The organism is Streptomyces sp. CA-106110, from assembly GCF_050936285.1.
Lineage (GTDB): Bacteria > Actinomycetota > Actinomycetes > Streptomycetales > Streptomycetaceae > Streptomyces.
In genome coordinates, this window is sequence record NZ_JBNJNB010000002.1 from 474,816 (window position 1) to 494,047 (window position 19,232).

Here is a 19,232-nt window from a genome sequence, read left to right on the forward strand (position 1 = left end):
CCGGACGTCGGCACATGCCCGGCGCAGCACAGCGTTGACTCAGGAGGGATGAGTGGGTGTGTCAGCGACCGCGTGTGTGCGCGGTGACGAAGGTGTAGCCGTCCGGCAGTTCCCAGCCGTCCGCCTTGCCGAGCCTGCGGCAGTGCTCCCGGAAAGCGGCCCGCTGCTCTTCGCTAGGCGAGCACCCGGGACACAGTCGGCGCAGATGACCGGGGACGTACTGCAGCCGCACCGGCTCGGATGCCGGTTCCGTTGCCCCCCACGGCCGTACGACGCGTACCCGTGTGGGCCGGTAACCGATGAGCGGTATCTGCCGCTCCCCCGGGCGGGCCGGGAATTGCGGTTGGCCGTCAGGGTCGCGGCTGCCGACGGCCGATGTGAGAGCTCCCTCGGCGAGGAGTTCTTCCACGGCCGATTCCAGCGCGGTGACCTGCGCCCGGGGCGGCCGACGGCCATAGACGGCGACGGGCAGGCCTGCGCGGTCGAGCAGAGCGTGTCCGTCCGACGTGAGCAGCCCGCAGCGGCGCACCACACGCAGCACCAGTTGCCGGGGCGAGAGACCGGCCGCGGAGTCACCGCTGCGATCGCTGCCGGGAACGTCCTCGCGGGTGAGGACGAGCGGGTCGTAGCAGTGGCCGGTCGTGCGGTCACCGACCCTGACCAGGTGGCCGAGCGGCGTCGTGGAGATCCAGATCACCCGGCCGCCCCTGCACCAGCGGAGCCTGAGCTGCAGGCCGGGGAAGAAGTCGAGGGGCCAGGCGATTCCCGTCAGGCGGCCAACGCCGTCGCCAAGTTCCGCGGCGACGTTCTGCAGGGCTTCGTCATCGCTCAACGTGCCACCAGAGTGGACAAGTTCCAGGCGTAGCGCTGGTCGACGTCCGCACGTCTGCCGCAATTCTTCGACGACGAGCGGGTGCAAGGGCAGGCAGCCGTCGATGAGATGAGCCAGACGCAGGGGGAGCCGCCAGACGACCTCATCGCCCCCGATCCTCAACAGTTCGCTCGGTCCGAGGGTGGCGTCGTCCGGAAGCGGCAAGTCGACAGGCTCATAATGCTGCTCCGACTCCGCCGCCGGTTCCGGCTCCGGAGAGGATGCCGGTGCGGTCGTGGACGCCCACCCCCGTCCGGCCGGCATCAGAGGGTAGCCCGGCTCGTCCACGTCGCCTGGGTAGTGGGACCGCCAGACGCCTCCTCCCTCAAAAGCGTCGTCCAGCGCGACCCTGCTGCCGTTGTCGAACAGGCCCTGCTCGCTGTCCCGCTGGACCACGTCGGCCAGCGCCACGTTGGCGCGACACACCGCCGCCGCGTACTCCACGCCCTTGAGCCGCTCCCTGGCCCCCGGGAGTGCACGCAAACGAGGTCCGACGGCGGTGTAGACCGTCACTGGAGCGGTCACTCCGTAGCGGCGGCGCGGCGATGGGACGGCCGCGCGCTCCACCGCGGCCGCAAGCGTTCTCAGATCGTCACCGCCGAGTGGGCCGGTGTCGCGCCATGCGGATGCCAGCACGTCCCGGGTCATGGCGTACAAGCCCCACATGCGCAGCCGTTCACTCGAGGCGAGAACGTGCCGAACCGTGCCGAGGAGCCCGAGTAGGCCGGTGCGAAGTGCCTCGTCGTGTGCTCCACCCACGAGGTCGGCGAGGCACACAGGGACGTAAGGACTGAGAAGCTGGTCGCGAGCGGTGGTCAGCAGGTAATCCGTGTATGCAGCCAGGTCGTCGCGCCGGGCTGCCTCCCGGGTCGGGTAGCACGCGTCGATGACGACATGTCCGTCCTCGCTGATCCAGCGCTGGTGGGCACGCAACCGGTGGTGCTGCGCCGGCGTGAGGCTCAGGCCCGGTCCGAAGGCGTGCGGATCCGGCACCAGGAGTTCGCGTCGCACCGGGGAGGACTCCTGGCCGAGCTGTCCGGGGCCCTCGGCGCCCGCCGGAGCCCCGGACACCCAGGCCGGCACATCACCGAGAGTTCCGATTCCGCGGTGCGCGCCCTCCTTGTAGACGATCTCGGCATAGAGGGGGTCCGAACCCGTGGCGATGCGCACCATCGCACCGACCGGGAGAGCCTGCACGCGTTCGCCGAGGGTGACGACGGGAAAGTCGTCCACTCGCAGGGGGCTTCGTCCGTACCCCTCACCACCGAGGTCGTAGCCGAAGTACAAGGCGTTGAAGGCGACAGCGACGTGTACCGGTGCCCTTCGGACCGCGACGACCGCCTCCAGGTAGCGCAGAAGCCGTTGCTGTTCGACGGGCGGTACGGCGTCGAAACCGGCCATGGCGGGAGTCAGAAGCGCATGGTCGCCGTACGGATCCCCGACCACGCCACTCTGGTCCGGTGAATCGGTCTGGTTCTCAGCCCTCGGCTCACGGGGGCTTCGTAACGACTGCCGATACGCCTGGATCCCACCCATGACACCTCCACCCCGTGCGGATCGCCCCCGACCCGCCCGCAATGCCCATGCAGGCTATGCCCGCCCCCGACTCCGCGACCGTCCGTCCGCCCCACTCGCGGACGTCTCCGGTCCACCGCCTGCGTGCACCCCTGGCGCGCTTCCGTGCACCCACAACCTTTCCCCTGGCCGAACAGGTCTGCTACGACACACACTCTTGGGGCTTGCGCATCCGACTACGCTCACACAAGAGCCTAGAATTGCCTGTTAACAGCGTCAACGGAAAATGCGAAACTAGGTGGCGCCGACTCGTGTACGGTAGCCCGGAGTCGCCTAGTGCTGTTGCCACTTGAGGTGCACGCCGGTTAGTCCGGCTGGGTTGGGGAGTGCGATGACCGACGATTACCCGGAGTTCCGTCTGCAGCTGCCGAACGGTGGGCCGGTCGCTCACGGGCGCACTACGACTGAACGGGGCGACAACGGCAGCCGCAGTTTCGTCGTAGACGCCAGCCAGCCCGTGCGGCCTGACGTCGTGCCATCGTTCGCCACCCGCGCGGCGGCCGCCCATCGGCAGCGCGAGGAGCTGATTCAGCAGGGGCGGATCGGGCCGTCCGAGAAGTGGCCGGGTTGGCTGGAGACGACGGAAGCGATCACCTTCGGTTCCCCGTCGAGAGCGGCGGCGGTGCTGACGGGCCGCAACCCGAACGGCTGGTTCGACTGGAAGGCCCAGGACGGCCGGCCCCTCGCCGACTTCATGCCGGGGACTTGGCCCGGCCCGAACCGCCCGTGGCTGGTACGTGGTTCGAACGTCAGCGGGCTGGACCTCGTCCAGCGCCTGTGGCTGCCCGAGGGGCGGGTCACCCTTGCCGCGTCGCGGCTGCGGCAGGGTGTCGAGAAGGGCATCAGCAAGGACCAGCTGCGCGCATTGGTCCAGGAGGACTACGAGTCCACGGCCACCTACAGCCAGAAGCAGCAACTGGTAGAGGAGTTCTACGCATTCCTGTCGCGCATGAAGCCCGGCGACACGGTCTGCGCCATCTCCGGTGGCCGGCTGTACGTCGGCGAGATCACCGGTGAGGCGGAGCAGACGGAGTCCGAGGACCGGCGGTGCAATCTGCGCCGTCCCGTGGAGTGGCAACCCGATGGCCATCCGTACGACGAACTGCCCGAGGAACTGCAGCAGAGGCTGTCGATCCAACATGACGTCGTCGACCTGTCGTCCATCCAAGCCCTCATCGAGGGGCTGGGCCTGAGCGATCAGGAGCTAGCCGAGGAAGCCGAGGCCATAGAACGCGATCCGAGCATCGAGATCGCCGCTCTCACCGCCCGCCGCGAGCTCGAACTGCCCGAGCCGACGGACGAGCTGGCCACCGAACTCCTCGTACACGACGTGGAATGGCTGCGCGAGGTTCGAGATCTGCTGTGGGACGAGCGGCAGCTGGTGCTGTACGGGCCGCCCGGCACCGGAAAGACATACCTCGCGCTGAAGCTCGCGGAGTTCCTGGGTGGGGGCCCGGAGCAGGTCAAGCTCGTGCAGTTCCATCCCTCGTACGCGTACGAGGACTTCTTTGAGGGCTTCCGGCCGCAAGAGGCCCCGGAGACCCGTGAGGTCGCCTTCCGGCTCACCGCCGGTCCGCTGCGTGAACTCGCCGACCTCGCCTCCCGCGAGGGCAATCGGCACATCCCCCACTTCCTGATCATCGACGAGATCAACCGCGCCAACCTGGCGAAGGTCTTCGGCGAGCTGTACTTCCTGCTGGAGTACCGCAACAAGTCGGTGCGGCTCACCTACTCCGGTGACGACTTCGCGCTGCCGCCGAACCTGTTCGTGATCGGCACCATGAACACCGCCGACCGGTCCATCGCGCTCGTGGACGCGGCCATGCGCCGTCGCTTCGCGTTCGTCGAGCTCTCGCCCCGCACGGAGCCGACGAGCGGGTTGCTGCGCCGCTGGCTGGTGAGGGAGGGCAAGGACACCGAGCCCGCGGATCTGCTCCATGCGCTCAACTCCCGTATCGACGATCCGGACTTCCGCATAGGGCCGTCGTACCTGATGAAGAAGGGGGTCTATCGGGAGGGTGGCCTGGAACGGACCTGGCGGACGAAGATCCTGCCGCTGCTGGAGGAGCATCACTACGGGGAAGGTGTGGACATCGAGAAGCGGTACGGGCTGGCCGCGCTGCGGGAGTCCCTGGCGTGAGGGCCGGCGTCGAAGCCGAAGGGCCGGCGTCGTCCGTCGAGCTGATCGAGCACGCGCCTGCGGTCAGTTTCGCCCTGCCGGACGGCATCGGCCGGGCCCTCGCCGCCGGGGACATCGTGGATGCGGCACCCGATCCCTACACGCCGGGCCGCTGGTCGTTGCGCGCCGGCAGCAAGGTCGGCGCGGTGGCCGTCGCGGTGCCGGGCGGTGGGGAGCCGTTCACCGTGCGCGTCAGGCCCAAGGTGCCCATCGCCCGCCTCTTCTTCCTGCTCGGTTACAGCCTCGACCCCCAAGGCGCATGGCGGGACGGGGACGTCGAGGTGGCCGAGCACCAGGGTCTGCTGCCCGCACTCGCGCACGCCGTGGAGCGGCAGGTGGATCGGGCTCTGCGGCAAGGCCTGTTGCAGGGGTACCGGGCGACGGAGGAGGCCGCTCTCGTCGTGCGTGGTCGGATCCGGGAGGCCGAGCAGATACGGCGGCGGTTCGGTGCGACGCTGCCGGTGGAGGTGGCGTACGACGAGTTCACCACCGACATCGCGGAGAACCGTATCCTGCGCACGGCCGTCGAGCGCCTGTTGCGTCTGCCCGGTGTACCGCGCGATGTCCGCCGTCGGCTGCTGCACCAGCGCTCCCGGCTCGCCGATGTGACGGCGATCGTCCGGGGGCAGACGATGCCCGACTGGCAGCCCACCCGTCTCAATGCCCGCTACCACCACGCCCTGCACCTGGCGCGGGCCGTCCTCGACGGCACCTCGACCGAGCATGCGCCCGGCGGCCTGCGCATCGACGGGTTCCTGTTCGACATGAACAAGCTGTTCGAGGACTTCGTGACGATCGCTCTGCGTGAGGCTGTGCGCGACTCCGGGCACACTGCCCGGCTCCAGGACCCGCACCACCTCGACGACGCCGCCTCGATCCGGATGAAGCCGGACCTCGTGCTGTACGGGCCGGACGGGACCCCGTGCGCGGTGGCGGACGCCAAGTACAAGGCGGAGAAGTGGGGCGGCTTTCCGGACGCCGACCTGTACCAGATGCTGGCGTACTGCACCGCCCTCGCCCTTGTTGAGGGGCACCTTGTATACGCCAAGGGCAACGCCTCGCACGCGGCGCACCGGGTGCGCCACGCGGGCATTGTCATCCATCAGCACGCGCTCGACCTGGACCAGGATCCGGCGGGTCTCCTCGCCGAGATCGCGCAGGTCGCCCGGCGGATGACGGGCCCCTAACGCGGCGGTTCCCTGCGGCCATCCCATGCGTATGATCACCTGCGCAATGTCCGTTTGGGGTGGGGAGTGCACGTCGTGCCGCAGCTCGCGTTGGCCAACAGTTTCTGGGAGAGCTATGACGTCCTGGAGCGGCCCGTCAAGGCCGGCGTGCGCAAGGCGATGCAGAAGTTTCAGCAACTCACCGTGCCGGAGCTGCATGCGGACAAGGGGCTGCACCTGGAGTCCGTCGAGAATGCCCGCGATGCGCGCATGCGGACCATACGCATCAACGACTTCTGGCGAGGCGTGGTCCTCGCCCCGGACGACGGTAGCGATGTGTTCCTGCTCGTCAACGTCGTCCCGCACGACGACGCGTACTCCTGGGCAGCCAAGCGGCTGTACACGACGAACTCCGCGACGCGCGCTCTTGAAGTACGCAACGTGGTGGCGATCGAGCAGCTGACCCCGCGGCTGGAGAAGGCGGCGGCCGCGGCGGATTCACTGCTGTTCGCGACGTACTCGGACACTGTGCTGCGTGAGCTCGGCATCGACAACCAGGTGCTGCGGGCGGTGCGCACCGTCATCGACAAGGCGCAGCTGGAGGCGTTCGGCACGCTGCTGCCCGAGGACCAGTTCGAGGTGCTGCAGTACCTCGCTGAAGGGTTTGAGCCGGAGGATGTGTACCAGGACGTGGTCGCCGTGCGGCGGCCCGTCGCCGCAGGTCCCGACCCGGACGAGAGTCTCGCCGCCGCCATCGCCAACACCACCAGCCGCATCACCCTGGTCACGGGCCCGGACGAGCTCGCAGACATCCTGGAGAAGCCGTTCGCGGCCTGGCGGGTATTCCTGCATCCCTCGCAGCGCCGGGTCGCCTACCGGGTGTCGTACGGCGGACCGGTCCAGGTCACGGGAGGCCCCGGTACCGGCAAGACGGTCGTGGCCCTGCATCGGGTCAAGCACCTGCTGATGCGCTCTGCGGACACTCGTGTCCTGCTCACCACGTTCACCAATGCCCTGGCCGCCTCGCTGCGCGAGAACCTGTCCCTGCTGCTGGACGGCGACCAGGCCCTCCTCGACCGGGTGGACGTCACCACGGTCAACGCCTACGCACATGGCGTCGTGACGCGCCTGGAGGGCAAGGCCCCCTTGCCGATCGGGGACCGGGACGAACGGCAACTGTGGCAGCGGGTCATCAAGAAACTCGGGCTGCCGTGGACGGAACAGTTCCTGGCGCAGGAATACCGGCACGTGGTCCTCGCCCAGGACCTGAAAACTCTGGACGACTACCGGGTCGCCGTGCGGCGCGGTCGCGGCAGTTCGCTGTCGCCGGCGCGACGTGAACAACTGTGGCCCGCCGTTGAGCTGTTCGAGCAGATGCTGCGCGACCAGAGGTCCACCACCCACCTCAAGCTGTGCGCCCGAGCGGCCGACCTGCTGGCCTCCTCCACCCCGACGCACGACCACCTGGTGGTCGACGAGGCGCAGGACCTTCACCCCGCCCAGTGGCGTGTCCTGCGGGGCGCGGTGGCGCCCGGCAGCGACGATCTGTTCATCACGGGCGACCCGCATCAGCGCATCTACGACGCGAAGGTTTCCCTCAGGTCGCTGGGGATATCGGTGGCCGGGCGCACTCACCGCCTGCGCATCAACTACCGCAGTACGGAGGAGATCCTCGCCTGGTCCACGGGCATCCTCAGCCCGGTGACCATCGATGACCTGGGAGGCGAGGGCAGCGATAGCCTGACCGGCTACCGCTCGCTGCTGCACGGCCGCAGGCCGCTCCCAAAGGGGTACGGCTCGGAGCAGGCGGAGGTGGCGGCGCTCGTCGAGCGGGTGGAGGGCTGGATCGCTCAGGGCATCGGTCCGTCCGAGATCGGGGTGTGCGCCCGCTTCAACGTGCTGCTCGACAAGGTCTACGACAAATTGACCGCCGCCAAGGTGCCGGTCGTGCGGGTCAGGGACAATCCAGGGCCGACCGTGGACGGGGTCCGGCTCGCCACCATGCACGCGATGAAGGGGCTCGAGTTCCGCTGCGTAGCGGTCCTGGGGGCGACGGAAGGTGCGGTGCCGTTCGCGCGTGAAGTGACGCCGGCATCGGTGGACGCACTGCAGCATGACTCCGACCTGCTGCGTGAGCGGTGCCTGTTGTTCGTGGCCTGCACGCGGGCGCGGGAAGCGCTGGCAGTGTCGTGGAGCGGAACAGCCAGTCCGTTCGTCCCGCAGTCCAAGTAGAGCGCCTCGCACCACGACGTATCGTCAGTCAGCAGGAGCGAGTGCGCCGTTGCCCAATCCGTCCAGGGCCAGCGTGGCGGCCTCGCGGCTCAGCTCGGCCACTCTTGTCGCCCGCTCCTCGAACTCCTTCAGAGCACGGAAAGCGGCCCCGTAGCGGCGCTGCTCGGCGATGTCCATCTGCGGGATACGGGCCCCCTTGCCGTCGAGGCGGAAGGTACCGCTGGCGCTCGTGGAGCGGCGGGTGTTGGCCGCGCTGCGCAGGAAGCCGTGAAGGAAGTCGGTGTCGAGCTGGTCGCTGACCGAGACCGGCTCGCGCGCGCCGTACTCGATGAGTCCGGCGCGCGCGAGGTCGGTGACGCTGGCAGAGGAACCGTCCAGGGCGCTCGGTTGCTCGCCCGCAACCAGCGTCGGGAGCAACTCGTCCAACAGCCGGAGCTGTTCAGCCAGCTCCCGCCGCAAGGAGCGGTATTCGGCCACGTAGTCGCGGTGGGACTCCTCGACGCGGCGGCCCGGCGTGAGGTCCACGAGGTCGTCGAGAAGCTCGATCAAAGAGACGTCCGCCACTTGGTCAGGCCGTGGGTCCAGCAAGCCGTCCGGATCGCTCGCGGCCAGGTCGACCATGCACACATGAGTGGCGGCGTCACCGAGGGACTCGGGACGGCGCAGGTGCCAGAGGTGAACGGGGAGGGCGTGCGAGGCCGCAACACCCGCCGGCAGGGCTGTGACCTGGGTGAGGATGCCGCGGCGGACGAGCTCGGCGCGGATACGGCGGCCAGCCTTGCGGTAGGCGACCGAGGCGGGCATGACCATGAGGACGCGGCCGCCGGGTGCGGTGTGTGCGTAGGCGTGCTGCAGCCAGGCGAGTTCACCCTCGGCGCGCGAGGGGGTGCCGAGTTCCCAACGGGGGTCGAGGAGCAACTCCTCACGCCCCCAGTCGGCATCGCCGACAGGCGGGTCGCACACGACGAGGTCTGCCTTCAGGCCCGTCCAGCGGTCCTCGCGCAGGGAGTCCCCTGTAACGATGTCGACGCCGGTGCGTCCGATGAGACCGGTCCGTAGCTGCGCGAACCGGGCACTGTGGGTGTCGGACTCCTGGCCGCACCGTTTCGGCCCCTGCTCGGGGCCGACGGCCAGCAGCAGGGTCCCGATACCACAGGCCGGATCGAAGAGCGTCGCATCCATCGCCACCTCACCGGCGAAGTGCCGTACGGCGCGGACGATTCGTGGTGAGGTCACCTGATCCGATCCAGCCCTGCGTACGGAGTCGGTGAAACGCTCGGCCAGCGCACTCACCACCTCCCCCGGCGAACTGTTCTCGGCCAAGGCGCGCAGCAGTCGAACGGAGTCCGCCGGCAGCGCGGGCGGGGCCTTTGCCTCGGGGTCGGTAAGGAACTGTGCGGCATCGGCGAGTGCGCCGATCATTTCGTCACCGTATGCTGCTCGCAGCGCCTGCCATAGCTGCACCTCTTCCGAGACGTCCTGCGCCTTGCGCTGCTTGCCCAGCCAGGCCTGCACCTCTGCCAGGTCGAAGAGCGGGCTGTTGACACCGCCAGAGGTCGGAGCAGGGAAGTCGTCGTAGCGCCGACGCCAGTTGGAGACGGCCGCCCGGGTGACGCCTGCGAGACGGGCGATCTCGGCGCCGGTGACCATGGAACCGGCTGGTGGGGCGGCACTGTCCGTCATGTGGGCCACCGTACACGGATTTTAGATGCCCCTCAATCAAAAATCAGTTGACAAGGTAAACAAGAAGGCTTATAGAAGCCCGTGTACAGCTGACGCCAACAGGCCTCTCGATGAAGCGCCGCGGCGAACGGCACACCCCGCACATGGCCACGGACGGCAGGCCGCACCCCGCCGCCGTTGACGGTGAGCGGACGCTGACAGGCCCAAAAGCCCTATAGCGCGGGCCCGCCATCGATGCGCTGCTTTACCGTTCTTAATCAGTGAGCAGGAGTGAGTCTTGTACCCAATCCTGGTCAACTGGCGCATCCCGAACGGTGGTGGATGCACTGGTCTCCCGCGTTCGCGCCGTGTCCGGCGACACGGATCGTGTCCGTGGTCCGGGAATGCGGGGGCGGGTTTCCTCACGCCCTGGGGTGCCGTGTCCGGCCTGGGCGGTCCGATGCCCCACACGATCGCTCTGGTCGTGTGGGGGCGGTGCCGTCCGTCGCCGGATGCGGTGCCCGAGGGCGCGCCTGCCGATCGCGATGCTTGCGGCATCGTGGCGGGTGGTTTTCCTGGTCGTGTGGGTGAGGGGTTTCTGCCAGTGCTGGGCGCCCCACCTGCTGGTGTAGGCCGGGTCGACGGCGATGATGGGGATGCCGAGTTCGGCCGCCATGCTGACGAGCCGGGCCCGCAGCTTGGACACGGGCATGCCGGAGATCACCTGCCTGAACCGCTTCTGGCGCCCGTGTTTCTCCCGGGTCGTGTCCGCGCTGAAGTCGAGGTCTTCGATCGCGATCGACAGGCCGTGGCGTTTGGCCCAGTGCAGGAGCCGGATCAGTGCATGCCGTACCTGGGCATCACGGTGGTTCGCGGTGCCGGACAGGTCGTAGAAGAAGCGGCGGGGTTGGCCGCAGGGGTTGCCGTGGGCATCGAGCCGCCACGCAGCCAGATGGTCAGCGTTCGTATCGACACCGATCAGACCGCCTGTGCGGGCGTGGGACAGGGGAACGGTCTTGACCGGCGGGATCGTCCAGGAGGCGGTGAGGTACCAGCGGGCGCGGTCTGTGTCGTAGTGGATGCGGTAGGCCACGGACCGGTTCGTGGTGATGCGGTCGGCCCACTCGTCGCTGCGGTGGTGGAAGAGGGCAGCTCCGGTGAACACATACCGGCCATGCGGGGCGTTGGCCAGGTGGGCAAGCGGAGCCGGCAGTTTCAGTGACACTTCGCCCTCAGGCGTGACGCGGATCGTCTCATTCCCGAACCGCTTGCCCGATTCCCCGTCCGCCTGCACAAACCAGCGCGATGCCTCCCACCGTTGCCGCCACTGGGCCTGCGTGAGCTGGGCGGCGTGCAGGTGGTGCCGGTTGCGCGCGAGCCGCTTCCCGCCGCGCACGATGCGGACGCGGCCCACGGCGCGGTCGGCCTGCTGGGCACTGAGCCGGTCTTCAAGGACCTGCAGGCGCCGGGTCTTAGCGAACCACTCTCGTGCGCTGCGGTAGCCGCCCGACCCCCGCCTGCTTCCCTTCTCCCCGATCGGGAGGGACAGGCGGTGCGCGATCGTCCGCACGCCCGCCTCAAGGCTTTGGATATGCGCGAGTTGGGCACGCCGCGCAAGCGCCCACTGATCGTGGGTGGCCTTGGTGATACTCCCGGCCCAACGCGACGAAGACTCCTCCGTCAGGGCCCGCTTACGCTCCGCCCACCTCTCCGCGGAGTGCTCCAGGCCATCAGCGCACCGGCGTTTGAGATCCCTTGCGGCCAGCGAGCCAAGATGCGCGCCCACCAGGCGCAACACCTCCTCGTCGGCGGCGCTCAAGTGGCCCAGACGGGTCCGGATCGCCACGCCCGACGGGCCAACGGCCACGAAGGGAGCAGCGATCGTGCGCAACGACTCACCACGCATCGATGTACTCCCTCCATCACGCTTGATCGGCAACAGGAAGAACGGTACGGGCGGGCACTGACATCAGTGCCCGCCATATGACGTGTGCGCACTGCAACACCACCAGCCAGTACATGCTCCTGCACACCCACGCACGCTCCTGCACATCCGAAAACGACCAGTTCCCCACCCCTTGTGCGGTCAGAAGAGCGAGTCCGGCCCATGGCCGGTGTGGGGGCTGGTGGCCAGTGCGTGGTGGCGGAAGCGCAGGGCGTTGAAGTCGGGGCGGCCATCGAGGAGCTACGGCCGACGCTCAGCCTCGTGAGGTAAGAAAAAATCGGCTCTCCTGCCGTATGCGTGGGTGCTGTGGCCTGGGCTGATACGTGAAACACGCCGCTTCCTGTGATCCTTGAGGTGTCTAGGCTCAAGTTTGATCAAGCAGAGAAACGGCGTGTCTGTCTTCAGCATATGGAAGCGGACCCTGACGGCGGAAAACACCGTGGTCGAGGGCGTCCGGATCGATGAGAACGAACAATGTGTGGTCGTGTCGGTACGGCCCGATGCCCGCCGTCGGCAGCGGTGCGGCCGGTGCGGACGGCCGGCGCCCTGGTTCGACGCGGGGCGGGGCCGGCGTCGGTGGCGAGACCTCGACCACGGCGTGATGCGGGTCTTCCTGGAGGCCGACGCGCCGCGGGTGGACTGCCGCCGACACGGGGTGACGGTGACGGCGGTGCCCTGGGCCCGTCACGGTGCCAGACACACCTACGCCTTCGATCAGCAGGCCGCCTGGATGGCCTCGGAGTGCTCCAAGAGCGCGACCGCACAGTTGATGCGGACTTCCTGGCGCACGGTCGGGTCGATCGTGGAGCGGGTGGTCGCCGACCGTGACCGGGCCGTCGACCGGCTGGCGGGGCTGACCCGGATCGGCATCGACGAGATCAGCCACCGCAAGGGGCAGAAGTACATGACCGTCGTGGTGGACCACGAGACCGCGAAGGTGGTGTGGATGGCCGACGGACACGGCAAGGACGTCCTCGACCGCTTCTTCGACGCCCTCGGCAAGCAGCGCACCGCCAAACTCACGCACATCAGCGCCGACGGCGCCGCCTGGATCGCCCAGGTCCTGGCCGACCGGGCCGCCTCGGCGGTGCGCGTGATGGATCCCTTTCACGTGATCGCGTGGGCCACCGACGCCCTGGATGTCGAACGCCGTGCCTCGTGGAACCGCGCCCGCCACCAGGCCACCGACCCGGACACCGCCCGGGCGCTGAAAGACTCCCGCTTCGCGCTGTGGAAGAACGAGGCAGACCTCACCGATCGGCAGGCCGCCAAGCTCACCTGGATCGCCGCCACCGATCCCCGCCTGCACCGCGCCTGGCGCCTGAAGGAAGCCCTCCGCGCGGTATTCACCCTGGCCAAGACCCGGCCTACCGCCGCCCTGTCCGCTCTGGACCGCTGGATCGGCTGGGCCCGCCGCTGCCGCATCGACAGCTTCATCGACCTCCAGCGCCGCATCCGCCGCCACCATCAGGCGATCCGCGCCGCCTTGACCACCGGCATGAGCAACGGACTGATCGAGAGCACGAACACCAAGACCCGCCTGATCATCCGACGCGGCTTCGGCTTCCACACCGCCGACGCCATCATCGCCCTCGTCATGCTCACCCTCGCCGGCGACCGCCCCACCCTCCCCGGCCGCCAACCCACCACAGAATGACCCACGCATACGGCTCGTCTTTCGCAGTTGGGTGCGGATCCTCTCGGGGGACGGTTGAACTGGGGTTTTGCTGATCTGGGTGTGGGTGGGGTGTTGTCGTCTCTACCGTGCGGGTAGAGGAGGCGGTGCCGGATGGGCTCGTTGATCGGGGAACTGGAGGCTCGGCAGGCGGCGGTGCGGTCCCGGGTGGAGGAACTCGAGCGGGAGATCGCCGTGTTGACCGTGCGGTTGGAGGCTGAGCGGGACCGGCTGGAACGGTTGACCGTGACGCGGGAGACGCTGGAGGAACTCGCGGCTGAGGGAGTGGCCGTGGACGCGGTCGAGCCGGTGGGCGGGGGCCGGGTGGTGGGAGCGCAGACGGTGACCGTGTGGTGGGAGGGGATGAGCAGCGCGGATCTCCCTGCGGTCTACCGCGACATCGTGGGCGTGATCGACGACGGGCCCGAGCCGGTGCAGGCGAAGCAGGTCGTGCCGAGGATCGGCCTGCCCGCGCAGACGTCGAAGATCGAGGGGACGCGGTCGAAACTGAAGCGGCTGGTCGAGCGGGGCTGGCTGGACGAACAGACACCCGGACTGTTCACCGCGTCGGCCGGAAGGACGGCGACCGGTTCGGTGCGGTGAGCCAACTCCCGGTAGTCAAGGGGCTCTTCTTCCTACCGTCGTAGGTGCCAACCAGGAACAACGGCCGGAAGAAGAGCCCGGATGGAACGCTACGACACCCACGATGTCCCTGACCCGTTTGCCTGCTCGATGGAAGCGGTGGAGTCGCTGGCAGCACGGCTGTCGGCACCCGAGACCGCCGAGTTGGACCATGCCGCGGTGGAACAGCTGATCGAGACCGATGGCCGGGAGATCCTGCGCCGGTTCTTCCAGGACCACCTCGACCTGCGGGCGGCCCGTGAAGAGCAGGCGCCGCCGCCTCGGGCGGTCTTCGGTCCGGACCGCGAGGTGCGGCCGTACCGCGAGAGGGGGCATGCCCGGCAGCTGACCTGCTTGTTCGGCACGGTGAGTGTGACGCGGTGCGCCTGGCGGAGCCGGGGCCTGTCGAACGTGCACCCGGCCGACGCCCAGTTGTCGCTGCCACGCGGCCGGCACAGCCACGGCGTCAAACGCCTCGCCGTGCGCGAGGCGGTCCGTGGTTCCTACGCGCAGGCCGTCGCGGCGATCACCGACCGGTGCGGGCCGGTACTGGGCAAACGCCGGGCCGAGAGCCTGACCGTCGAGGCCGCCGCCGACATCGACGCCTTCTACCACCACAAGATCGCCTCCCCGTGCACGGCCGACATGCCGCTGGTCATCCAGGTCGACCAGAAGGGGTGGTGATGCGGCCCGAAGCGTTACGCGAGGCCACCCGCCGCGCGGCCGAGGCAAAGAAGCGGCAGGGCAGGCAGGCGCGGCTCGCACCGGGCGAGAAACCGAACCGGAAACGCATGGCGACCATCGCCTGCGTCCACGACACCCACCCCGCCCAGCGCCGTCCGCACGACATCGTCCACCCACCCGGCGGCCGTACCCGCCTGCGGACGGTGCGGCCCGGCCCGAAAGCGGTCAACCGGTGGTGCACCGCCTCCCTGATCCACGACCCCGACGACGTGATCGCCGAGGCATTCACCCAGGCCACCGACCGTGACCCGGGCCATCACCGGCCCTGGCTCGTCCTCGTCGACGGCGCCCGCCACCAACTCGACCTCGTCGAAGCCGAAGCACAGCGCCGCAACGCCAAGATCCACATCTTGATCGACTTCGTCCATGTCGCCGAGTACGCGTGGACGGCCGCGCACGCCTTCCATCCTGTCGGCAGCCTGGAGGCCGAGACTTTCGCCGCCGAGACACTCACCGCGATCCTGCACGGACACGCCGCCCGCGTCGCCGACGAGATGACCGCCCGCGCCGAGAAGGAACAGCTCACCGGGGCGAAACGGGACAGCGTCGACACCTGCGTGCGCTACCTGTCCGGCCACCTCGACCAGCTCCGCTACGACACCGCACTGGACAAGGGCTGGCCCATCGCAACCGGATCGGTCGAAGGCGCGTGCCGGCACCTCGTGGGCGACCGCCTCGACATCACCGGAGCCCGCTGGGGCCTCGCCAGCGCCGAAGCCGTCCTCAAACTCCGCGCTGTCCACGCCAACGGCGACCTCGACACCTACCTCGCCTACCACCACACCCGCGAGCATCAGCGCACCTACCCCGACCAGCACCACAACCAACCCAGCACTTGATCAACAACCTTCCCTCAGAAGGATCCGCACCCTTCGCAGTTTGCTTGGTCGGTAGTGACGACTGGGGCGGCGATCGGTTCTCTTGCGGCGGGTGTCGCCGTCGGCCGGGACGCGAGGAAGCATCGGCGGTAGAAGAAGTTCCGCTCCCGGAGAGGAGTGACCCGTCGATGCTTCCGTTTCCGACTGTACCGCCGTCCCTGGACTGGCTGCTGGGCGTCTTGCGGCCCTGTTTCCGGGCGCCGACTTACCGAGTGTTCACCGCACTGGTCGTGGGGATGATCGCGCAGACCGGCCGCCACACAGTGTGCGGCATGCTGCTGGGCGCCGGTCTGGGCGGGGTGTGGCACCACGCCCGCGCCCACCGCTTCTTCTCCACCGCCCGCTGGTCGGCCGACCGGGTCGGCCTGGCCCTGGCCCACCTGATCGCCGACCTGCTCCTGCCGCCGGATGCGGCACTGGAGGTGGCGGTGGACGAGACCTTCTTCCGACGCCGCGGCAAGAAGGTCTTCGGCGTGCTGTGGGGATACGACGGCTCGGTCAACGCCCCCAAGCCCCTTCAGGTCGGCTGGGGCCACTGCTGGGTGATCGCCGGCCTGGTGGTGCACCTGCCCGGCTGCCCGCGCCCGGTGTGCCTGCCGGTGCTCTTGCGCCTGTGGGCCGGCAAGGGCACCGTCACCCGGGTCCAGCTCGCCCGCACCTTGGTGGAACTGCTCGCCCGCGCCTTCCCCGACCGCACCCTGCACGTCGTCGCCGACGGCGCCTACGCCACGCACGTGCTGCGCGGACTGCCCGACCGGATCACCTTCACCACCCGGGCCGCCCACCGGTCGGTCTTCTACGGTCTGCCGCCCGCGCCGACCGGCAGACGCGGACGCCCCCGGCTCAAGGGCGACCGGCTGGGCACCAGCGCCGACCTCGCCGCCCGCACCCGCTTCCGCCCCTGCCGCACCACCTGCTACGGGCACGCCGTCACAGTGCGGGTGGCCGAGACCGTCTGCCTGTGGTACGGCGTCTTCGGGCCCCGCCCCGTGCGGGTGCTGACCGTGCGTAACCCTGCCGTGCGGGGCAAGGAGCTGACCGTGGTCACCACCGACCTGGCCTCATCAGTTGCGGCCCTGGTCTCCCGCTACGCCAGGCGCTGGTCCATCGAGGTCGCCGTCTTTGACGCCAAGCAGGTCGTCGGCGCCGGGCAGGCCCGCAACCGCACCCGGGCCGCGGTCGAACGCACCGTGCCATTCGCCATGATTTGCACCAGCCTGATCCCGTTGTGGTACAGCCAGTTCGGCGACCCGGCCGCGGACGTGGCCGTCTACCGCAGCACCGCACCCTGGTACACCACCAAGCGGGAACCCTCCTTCGAGGACATGGCCCTCGCACTGCGACGCACCGTCATCGCCGCCCGATTTAACCCCCTGCAGGCCCAACCCCCAACAGCCGCCGAAATCCTGGAAGTCCAGCGGGCATGGGCCTCCGCTGCCGCCTGAACTGCGAAAGACGAGATACGGCAGGAGAGCCAAAAAATCGCCGCCAACCCCCCTGTCGTTGTCAGCCCAAAGCGGCCTCGGGGGGTAGAAGGACGCCGCTGGTGAGGGACTGGGTGAGCAAGCCGGTGGTTTCCTCGGTCCGCTCCGCAACTTCGCGCGCCAGGCCCCGTAGCCTGTGCAGCTGACGGAATGCCAGGCCGTAGCGGCGTTGCTCGTCAAGCGGCAGCAGGGGTACGCGCAGTCGCCGCGGATCGATGTGCAGCGACGTGGAACCGGTGGAAGCACTGTTGACGTTGTCCTCGGCCGACAGGAAGCCCGCGAGGAACCAGGGATCCAGACGGTCGGGGTCAGGCCGAACCAGGTGAACGTGCAGTCCTAGGAGGCATCCGGCGTCCTCGTCGTCCGCGACGCGGGCGCCGCCGCCTTGGGCGGCCCGGATGCCCGGAATCAGCACGTCACCCGCCTCGATGATCGTGGAGTCGGCCAGCTGCTGCTCGTCCACGTCTCCGGAAGCGCGGCTGCCGGTCGCCAGATCGCGCCCGGTGAGGGTACTCAGGCCCGTGTGCCTACGCGGCAGTGGCGTGTCCTGGGAGCCGCGTCCTGCCGGCACGCCGCGGTGCACGGTCAGTGCACCGCCACGGGCAAGGTCGGAGACCGTCGCCGTGCGCCACGACCGGGCGTCCTCCTCGGCCGCCACCCAGGCGGTACCAGCGCACGATGCGGCCAGGGCGAGGGCGCTCTCCTTCAGACGCTCCTCGAGATCACGCGCGTTCTTGGCCACCGCCAGAGGGTCGGCACTGCGCGCAGTGACCCGGACGTGGCGTGTCGGGGTGATGTCGACGAGGTCGTCGAGGAGCTCAATGACGGGGACGGCGCATGCCGTGCCAGGGTGGTCGGTGAAGTGCGCCGGGTCCGCGGCGAACGTCTGCCAGTGATCCAGCACGGCCGTGTTCAGTGCGGCCCAGTCGAGCGAAGCCCTTCCACCCCGTGACCGGGTGATGGAGGAGGCGGAGCCGTGCTGGCCCTGTGGGTTGTGCGGGCGCTGCTCGCCGATGGCGTCGATGAAGACAACCCTGTGCAGGTCACTGCCGCCCGGCTGAGGCCGCTGCAGGATCCACAGGTGCAGTCCGATGTGCAGCGGTGTCGCCGCTCCCGGCGGCAAGGAGACCACGGCGCGCAGGGCGCCACTGCGCAGCAGCTCGGCGCGGACTCGGCGGCCGGAGGCGCGGGAGGCGGCGGCGGGCGGCAGCAGCATCACCGCGAATGCCCCCGGGGTCAGATGGGCCAACGCATGCTGGACCCAGGCGAGTTCGGACTCCGCACGCGGCGGCACACCGTAGGCCCAGCGCGCGTCGTAGGCGAGCTCGTCGTGGCCCCAATCGCGGTCCGCGTAGGGCGGGTTGCACAGCACCGCGTCCGCGGTCAGGTCCGGGAAGGCGTCCGCGCGCAGGGTGTCGCCGGCTCGTACCGTGACGTCCGCTTCGGGTTGGGCAAGGCGCAGTCGTACGGCGGTGCGTTGGGCCTGGACCGGCAGCACGTCCTGGGCAAACAGGCCACGGGCGCCGTGTTGGGCGGCTGCGGCGAGCAGGGTGCCGCTGCCGCACGCGGGATCCAACACCCGGGCGGGGTAGGGGCCGTCGGGGCGTGGAGTGAGCAAGCGGGCCATCAGATCGGCCAGTTGCTCGGGGGTCTGGTAGGCACCGCTGGCGGCGCTGTCCTCCAGTTCGCGCTCGGCCAGCACGTCGAGCGCCGCCTGTCCGCTTTCGTCCCGCACGCAGTGCAGCAGTGCGCGGAGCACGGGGGCGTCGGCCGGGGTATAGGCGACCGTTTCCGCGCCCGGGACGGTGTCGGCCAGTTCGGCCACCGCGTCGTGGCAGCGGGCGGCCAGTTCGCCGTCGGGGAGTTCGCCCAGGGCGGTCAGTGCTTCCCGGTCGCGTTGGGCGCCGGCGAGGACGAGGGGCAGCAGCCGGGCGGGGGCGCTGCCACCGCCGCTGTGCAGGCGCAGTGCGGCGCGCAGTTCCTCGGCGGGCGAGGCGGCGGTGCCGTGGCCGCGTGAGTCGAGCCAGGCCCGGACGGCTTCGAGGTCGTACAGCGGGCTGGTGTCGGTGCCGCCGGCCGGGGCCGGGAAGTCGGCGTGTCGGCGGCGCCAGTTGCTGACCGTGGCACGCGTGACTCCGGCGAGCCGCGAGATCTCGGCTGCGGTCACCTGCGCGGAGGGCTTCGGCATGGCACTCCAGAC

The 19,232-nt window shown here is 69.4% G+C and carries 10 protein-coding genes and 1 pseudogene; 7 read left to right on the top strand and 4 right to left on the bottom strand.

Going from position 1 to position 19,232, the window contains the following annotated elements; all coding sequences use genetic code 11:
* Positions 1-61 precede the first annotated feature (61 nt).
* Entirely contained in the window at positions 62-2,272 is a 2,211-nt protein-coding gene (locus tag ACQEXA_RS59820) for a hypothetical protein (protein ID WP_433135122.1), read from the bottom strand.
* Between the two features lie 505 nt (positions 2,273-2,777).
* Here ACQEXA_RS59820 and ACQEXA_RS59825 point away from each other — a divergent pair.
* The 3 genes from ACQEXA_RS59825 to ACQEXA_RS59835 all read left to right on the top strand — a co-directional run bounded on the left by ACQEXA_RS59825 (position 2,778) and on the right by ACQEXA_RS59835 (position 8,023).
* On the top strand, positions 2,778-4,586 hold the full coding sequence (locus tag ACQEXA_RS59825) for a DUF4357 domain-containing protein (protein WP_433135123.1): 1,809 nt from the start codon (positions 2,778-2,780) through the stop codon (positions 4,584-4,586).
* On the top strand, positions 4,583-5,812 hold the full coding sequence (locus ACQEXA_RS59830) for an McrC family protein (RefSeq protein ID WP_433135124.1): 1,230 nt from the start codon (positions 4,583-4,585) through the stop codon (positions 5,810-5,812). The genes ACQEXA_RS59825 and ACQEXA_RS59830 overlap by 4 nt, the downstream gene beginning before the upstream one ends.
* Positions 5,813-5,887: 75 nt before the next feature.
* A complete protein-coding gene (locus tag ACQEXA_RS59835; protein ID WP_433135125.1) occupies positions 5,888-8,023 on the top strand; it encodes a UvrD-helicase domain-containing protein in 2,136 nt (711 codons plus the stop codon).
* A 24-nt stretch (positions 8,024-8,047) separates the two neighbouring features.
* Here the strand turns inward: ACQEXA_RS59835 and ACQEXA_RS59840 are convergent, their stop codons facing one another.
* Both ACQEXA_RS59840 and ACQEXA_RS59845 read right to left on the bottom strand, forming a co-directional pair.
* Complete coding sequence (locus ACQEXA_RS59840) at positions 8,048-9,706, bottom strand: N-6 DNA methylase (RefSeq protein WP_433135126.1); 1,659 nt, start codon at positions 9,704-9,706, stop codon at positions 8,048-8,050.
* A gap of 253 nt (positions 9,707-9,959) precedes the next feature.
* Positions 9,960-11,591, bottom strand: coding sequence for an IS200/IS605 family accessory protein TnpB-related protein (locus ACQEXA_RS59845; RefSeq protein ID WP_433135128.1), 1,632 nt, complete (start codon positions 11,589-11,591; stop codon positions 9,960-9,962).
* A 430-nt stretch (positions 11,592-12,021) separates the two neighbouring features.
* On the opposite strand from ACQEXA_RS59845, the gene ACQEXA_RS59850 reads away from it, so the two are divergent.
* The 4 genes and pseudogenes from ACQEXA_RS59850 (at position 12,022) to ACQEXA_RS59865 (ending at position 16,993) form a co-directional block, all read left to right on the top strand.
* Positions 12,022-13,287, top strand: a complete 1,266-nt coding sequence (locus ACQEXA_RS59850) for an ISL3 family transposase (protein ID WP_433135129.1) — start codon at positions 12,022-12,024, stop codon at positions 13,285-13,287.
* A 132-nt stretch (positions 13,288-13,419) separates the two neighbouring features.
* Positions 13,420-13,908 carry a hypothetical protein gene (locus ACQEXA_RS59855; RefSeq protein ID WP_433135131.1) on the top strand — a complete coding sequence of 163 codons (489 nt, stop codon included), beginning with the start codon at positions 13,420-13,422 and terminating at the stop codon, positions 13,906-13,908.
* 81 nt (positions 13,909-13,989) lie between these two features.
* Positions 13,990-15,509: pseudogene (locus ACQEXA_RS59860) on the top strand (ISKra4 family transposase).
* A gap of 167 nt (positions 15,510-15,676) precedes the next feature.
* Positions 15,677-16,993 carry an IS701 family transposase gene (locus ACQEXA_RS59865; protein WP_433135133.1) on the top strand — a complete coding sequence of 439 codons (1,317 nt, stop codon included), beginning with the start codon at positions 15,677-15,679 and terminating at the stop codon, positions 16,991-16,993.
* A 61-nt stretch (positions 16,994-17,054) separates the two neighbouring features.
* On the opposite strand, the gene ACQEXA_RS59870 is transcribed toward ACQEXA_RS59865, so the two are convergent.
* The gene (locus tag ACQEXA_RS59870; protein ID WP_433135135.1) at positions 17,055-19,220 is read right to left on the bottom strand and encodes an N-6 DNA methylase; all 2,166 of its coding nucleotides are present in this window, start codon (positions 19,218-19,220) and stop codon (positions 17,055-17,057) included.
* Between the last annotated feature and the right edge of the window lie 12 nt (positions 19,221-19,232).

What these genes read in the sequence shown, in the direction of transcription:
- ACQEXA_RS59870 (WP_433135135.1), bottom strand. Translation starts at nt 19,220, where the DNA reads ATGCCGAAGCCCTCCGCGCAGGTGACCGCAGCCGAGATCTCGCGGCTC.
- ACQEXA_RS59825 (WP_433135123.1), top strand. Translation starts at nt 2,778, where the DNA reads ATGACCGACGATTACCCGGAGTTCCGTCTGCAGCTGCCGAACGGTGGG.
- ACQEXA_RS59855 (WP_433135131.1), top strand. Translation starts at nt 13,420, where the DNA reads ATGGGCTCGTTGATCGGGGAACTGGAGGCTCGGCAGGCGGCGGTGCGG.
- ACQEXA_RS59820 (WP_433135122.1), bottom strand. Translation starts at nt 2,272, where the DNA reads ATGGCCGGTTTCGACGCCGTACCGCCCGTCGAACAGCAACGGCTTCTG.
- ACQEXA_RS59865 (WP_433135133.1), top strand. Translation starts at nt 15,677, where the DNA reads ATGCTTCCGTTTCCGACTGTACCGCCGTCCCTGGACTGGCTGCTGGGC.
- ACQEXA_RS59840 (WP_433135126.1), bottom strand. Translation starts at nt 9,706, where the DNA reads ATGACGGACAGTGCCGCCCCACCAGCCGGTTCCATGGTCACCGGCGCC.
- ACQEXA_RS59845 (WP_433135128.1), bottom strand. Translation starts at nt 11,591, where the DNA reads ATGCGTGGTGAGTCGTTGCGCACGATCGCTGCTCCCTTCGTGGCCGTT.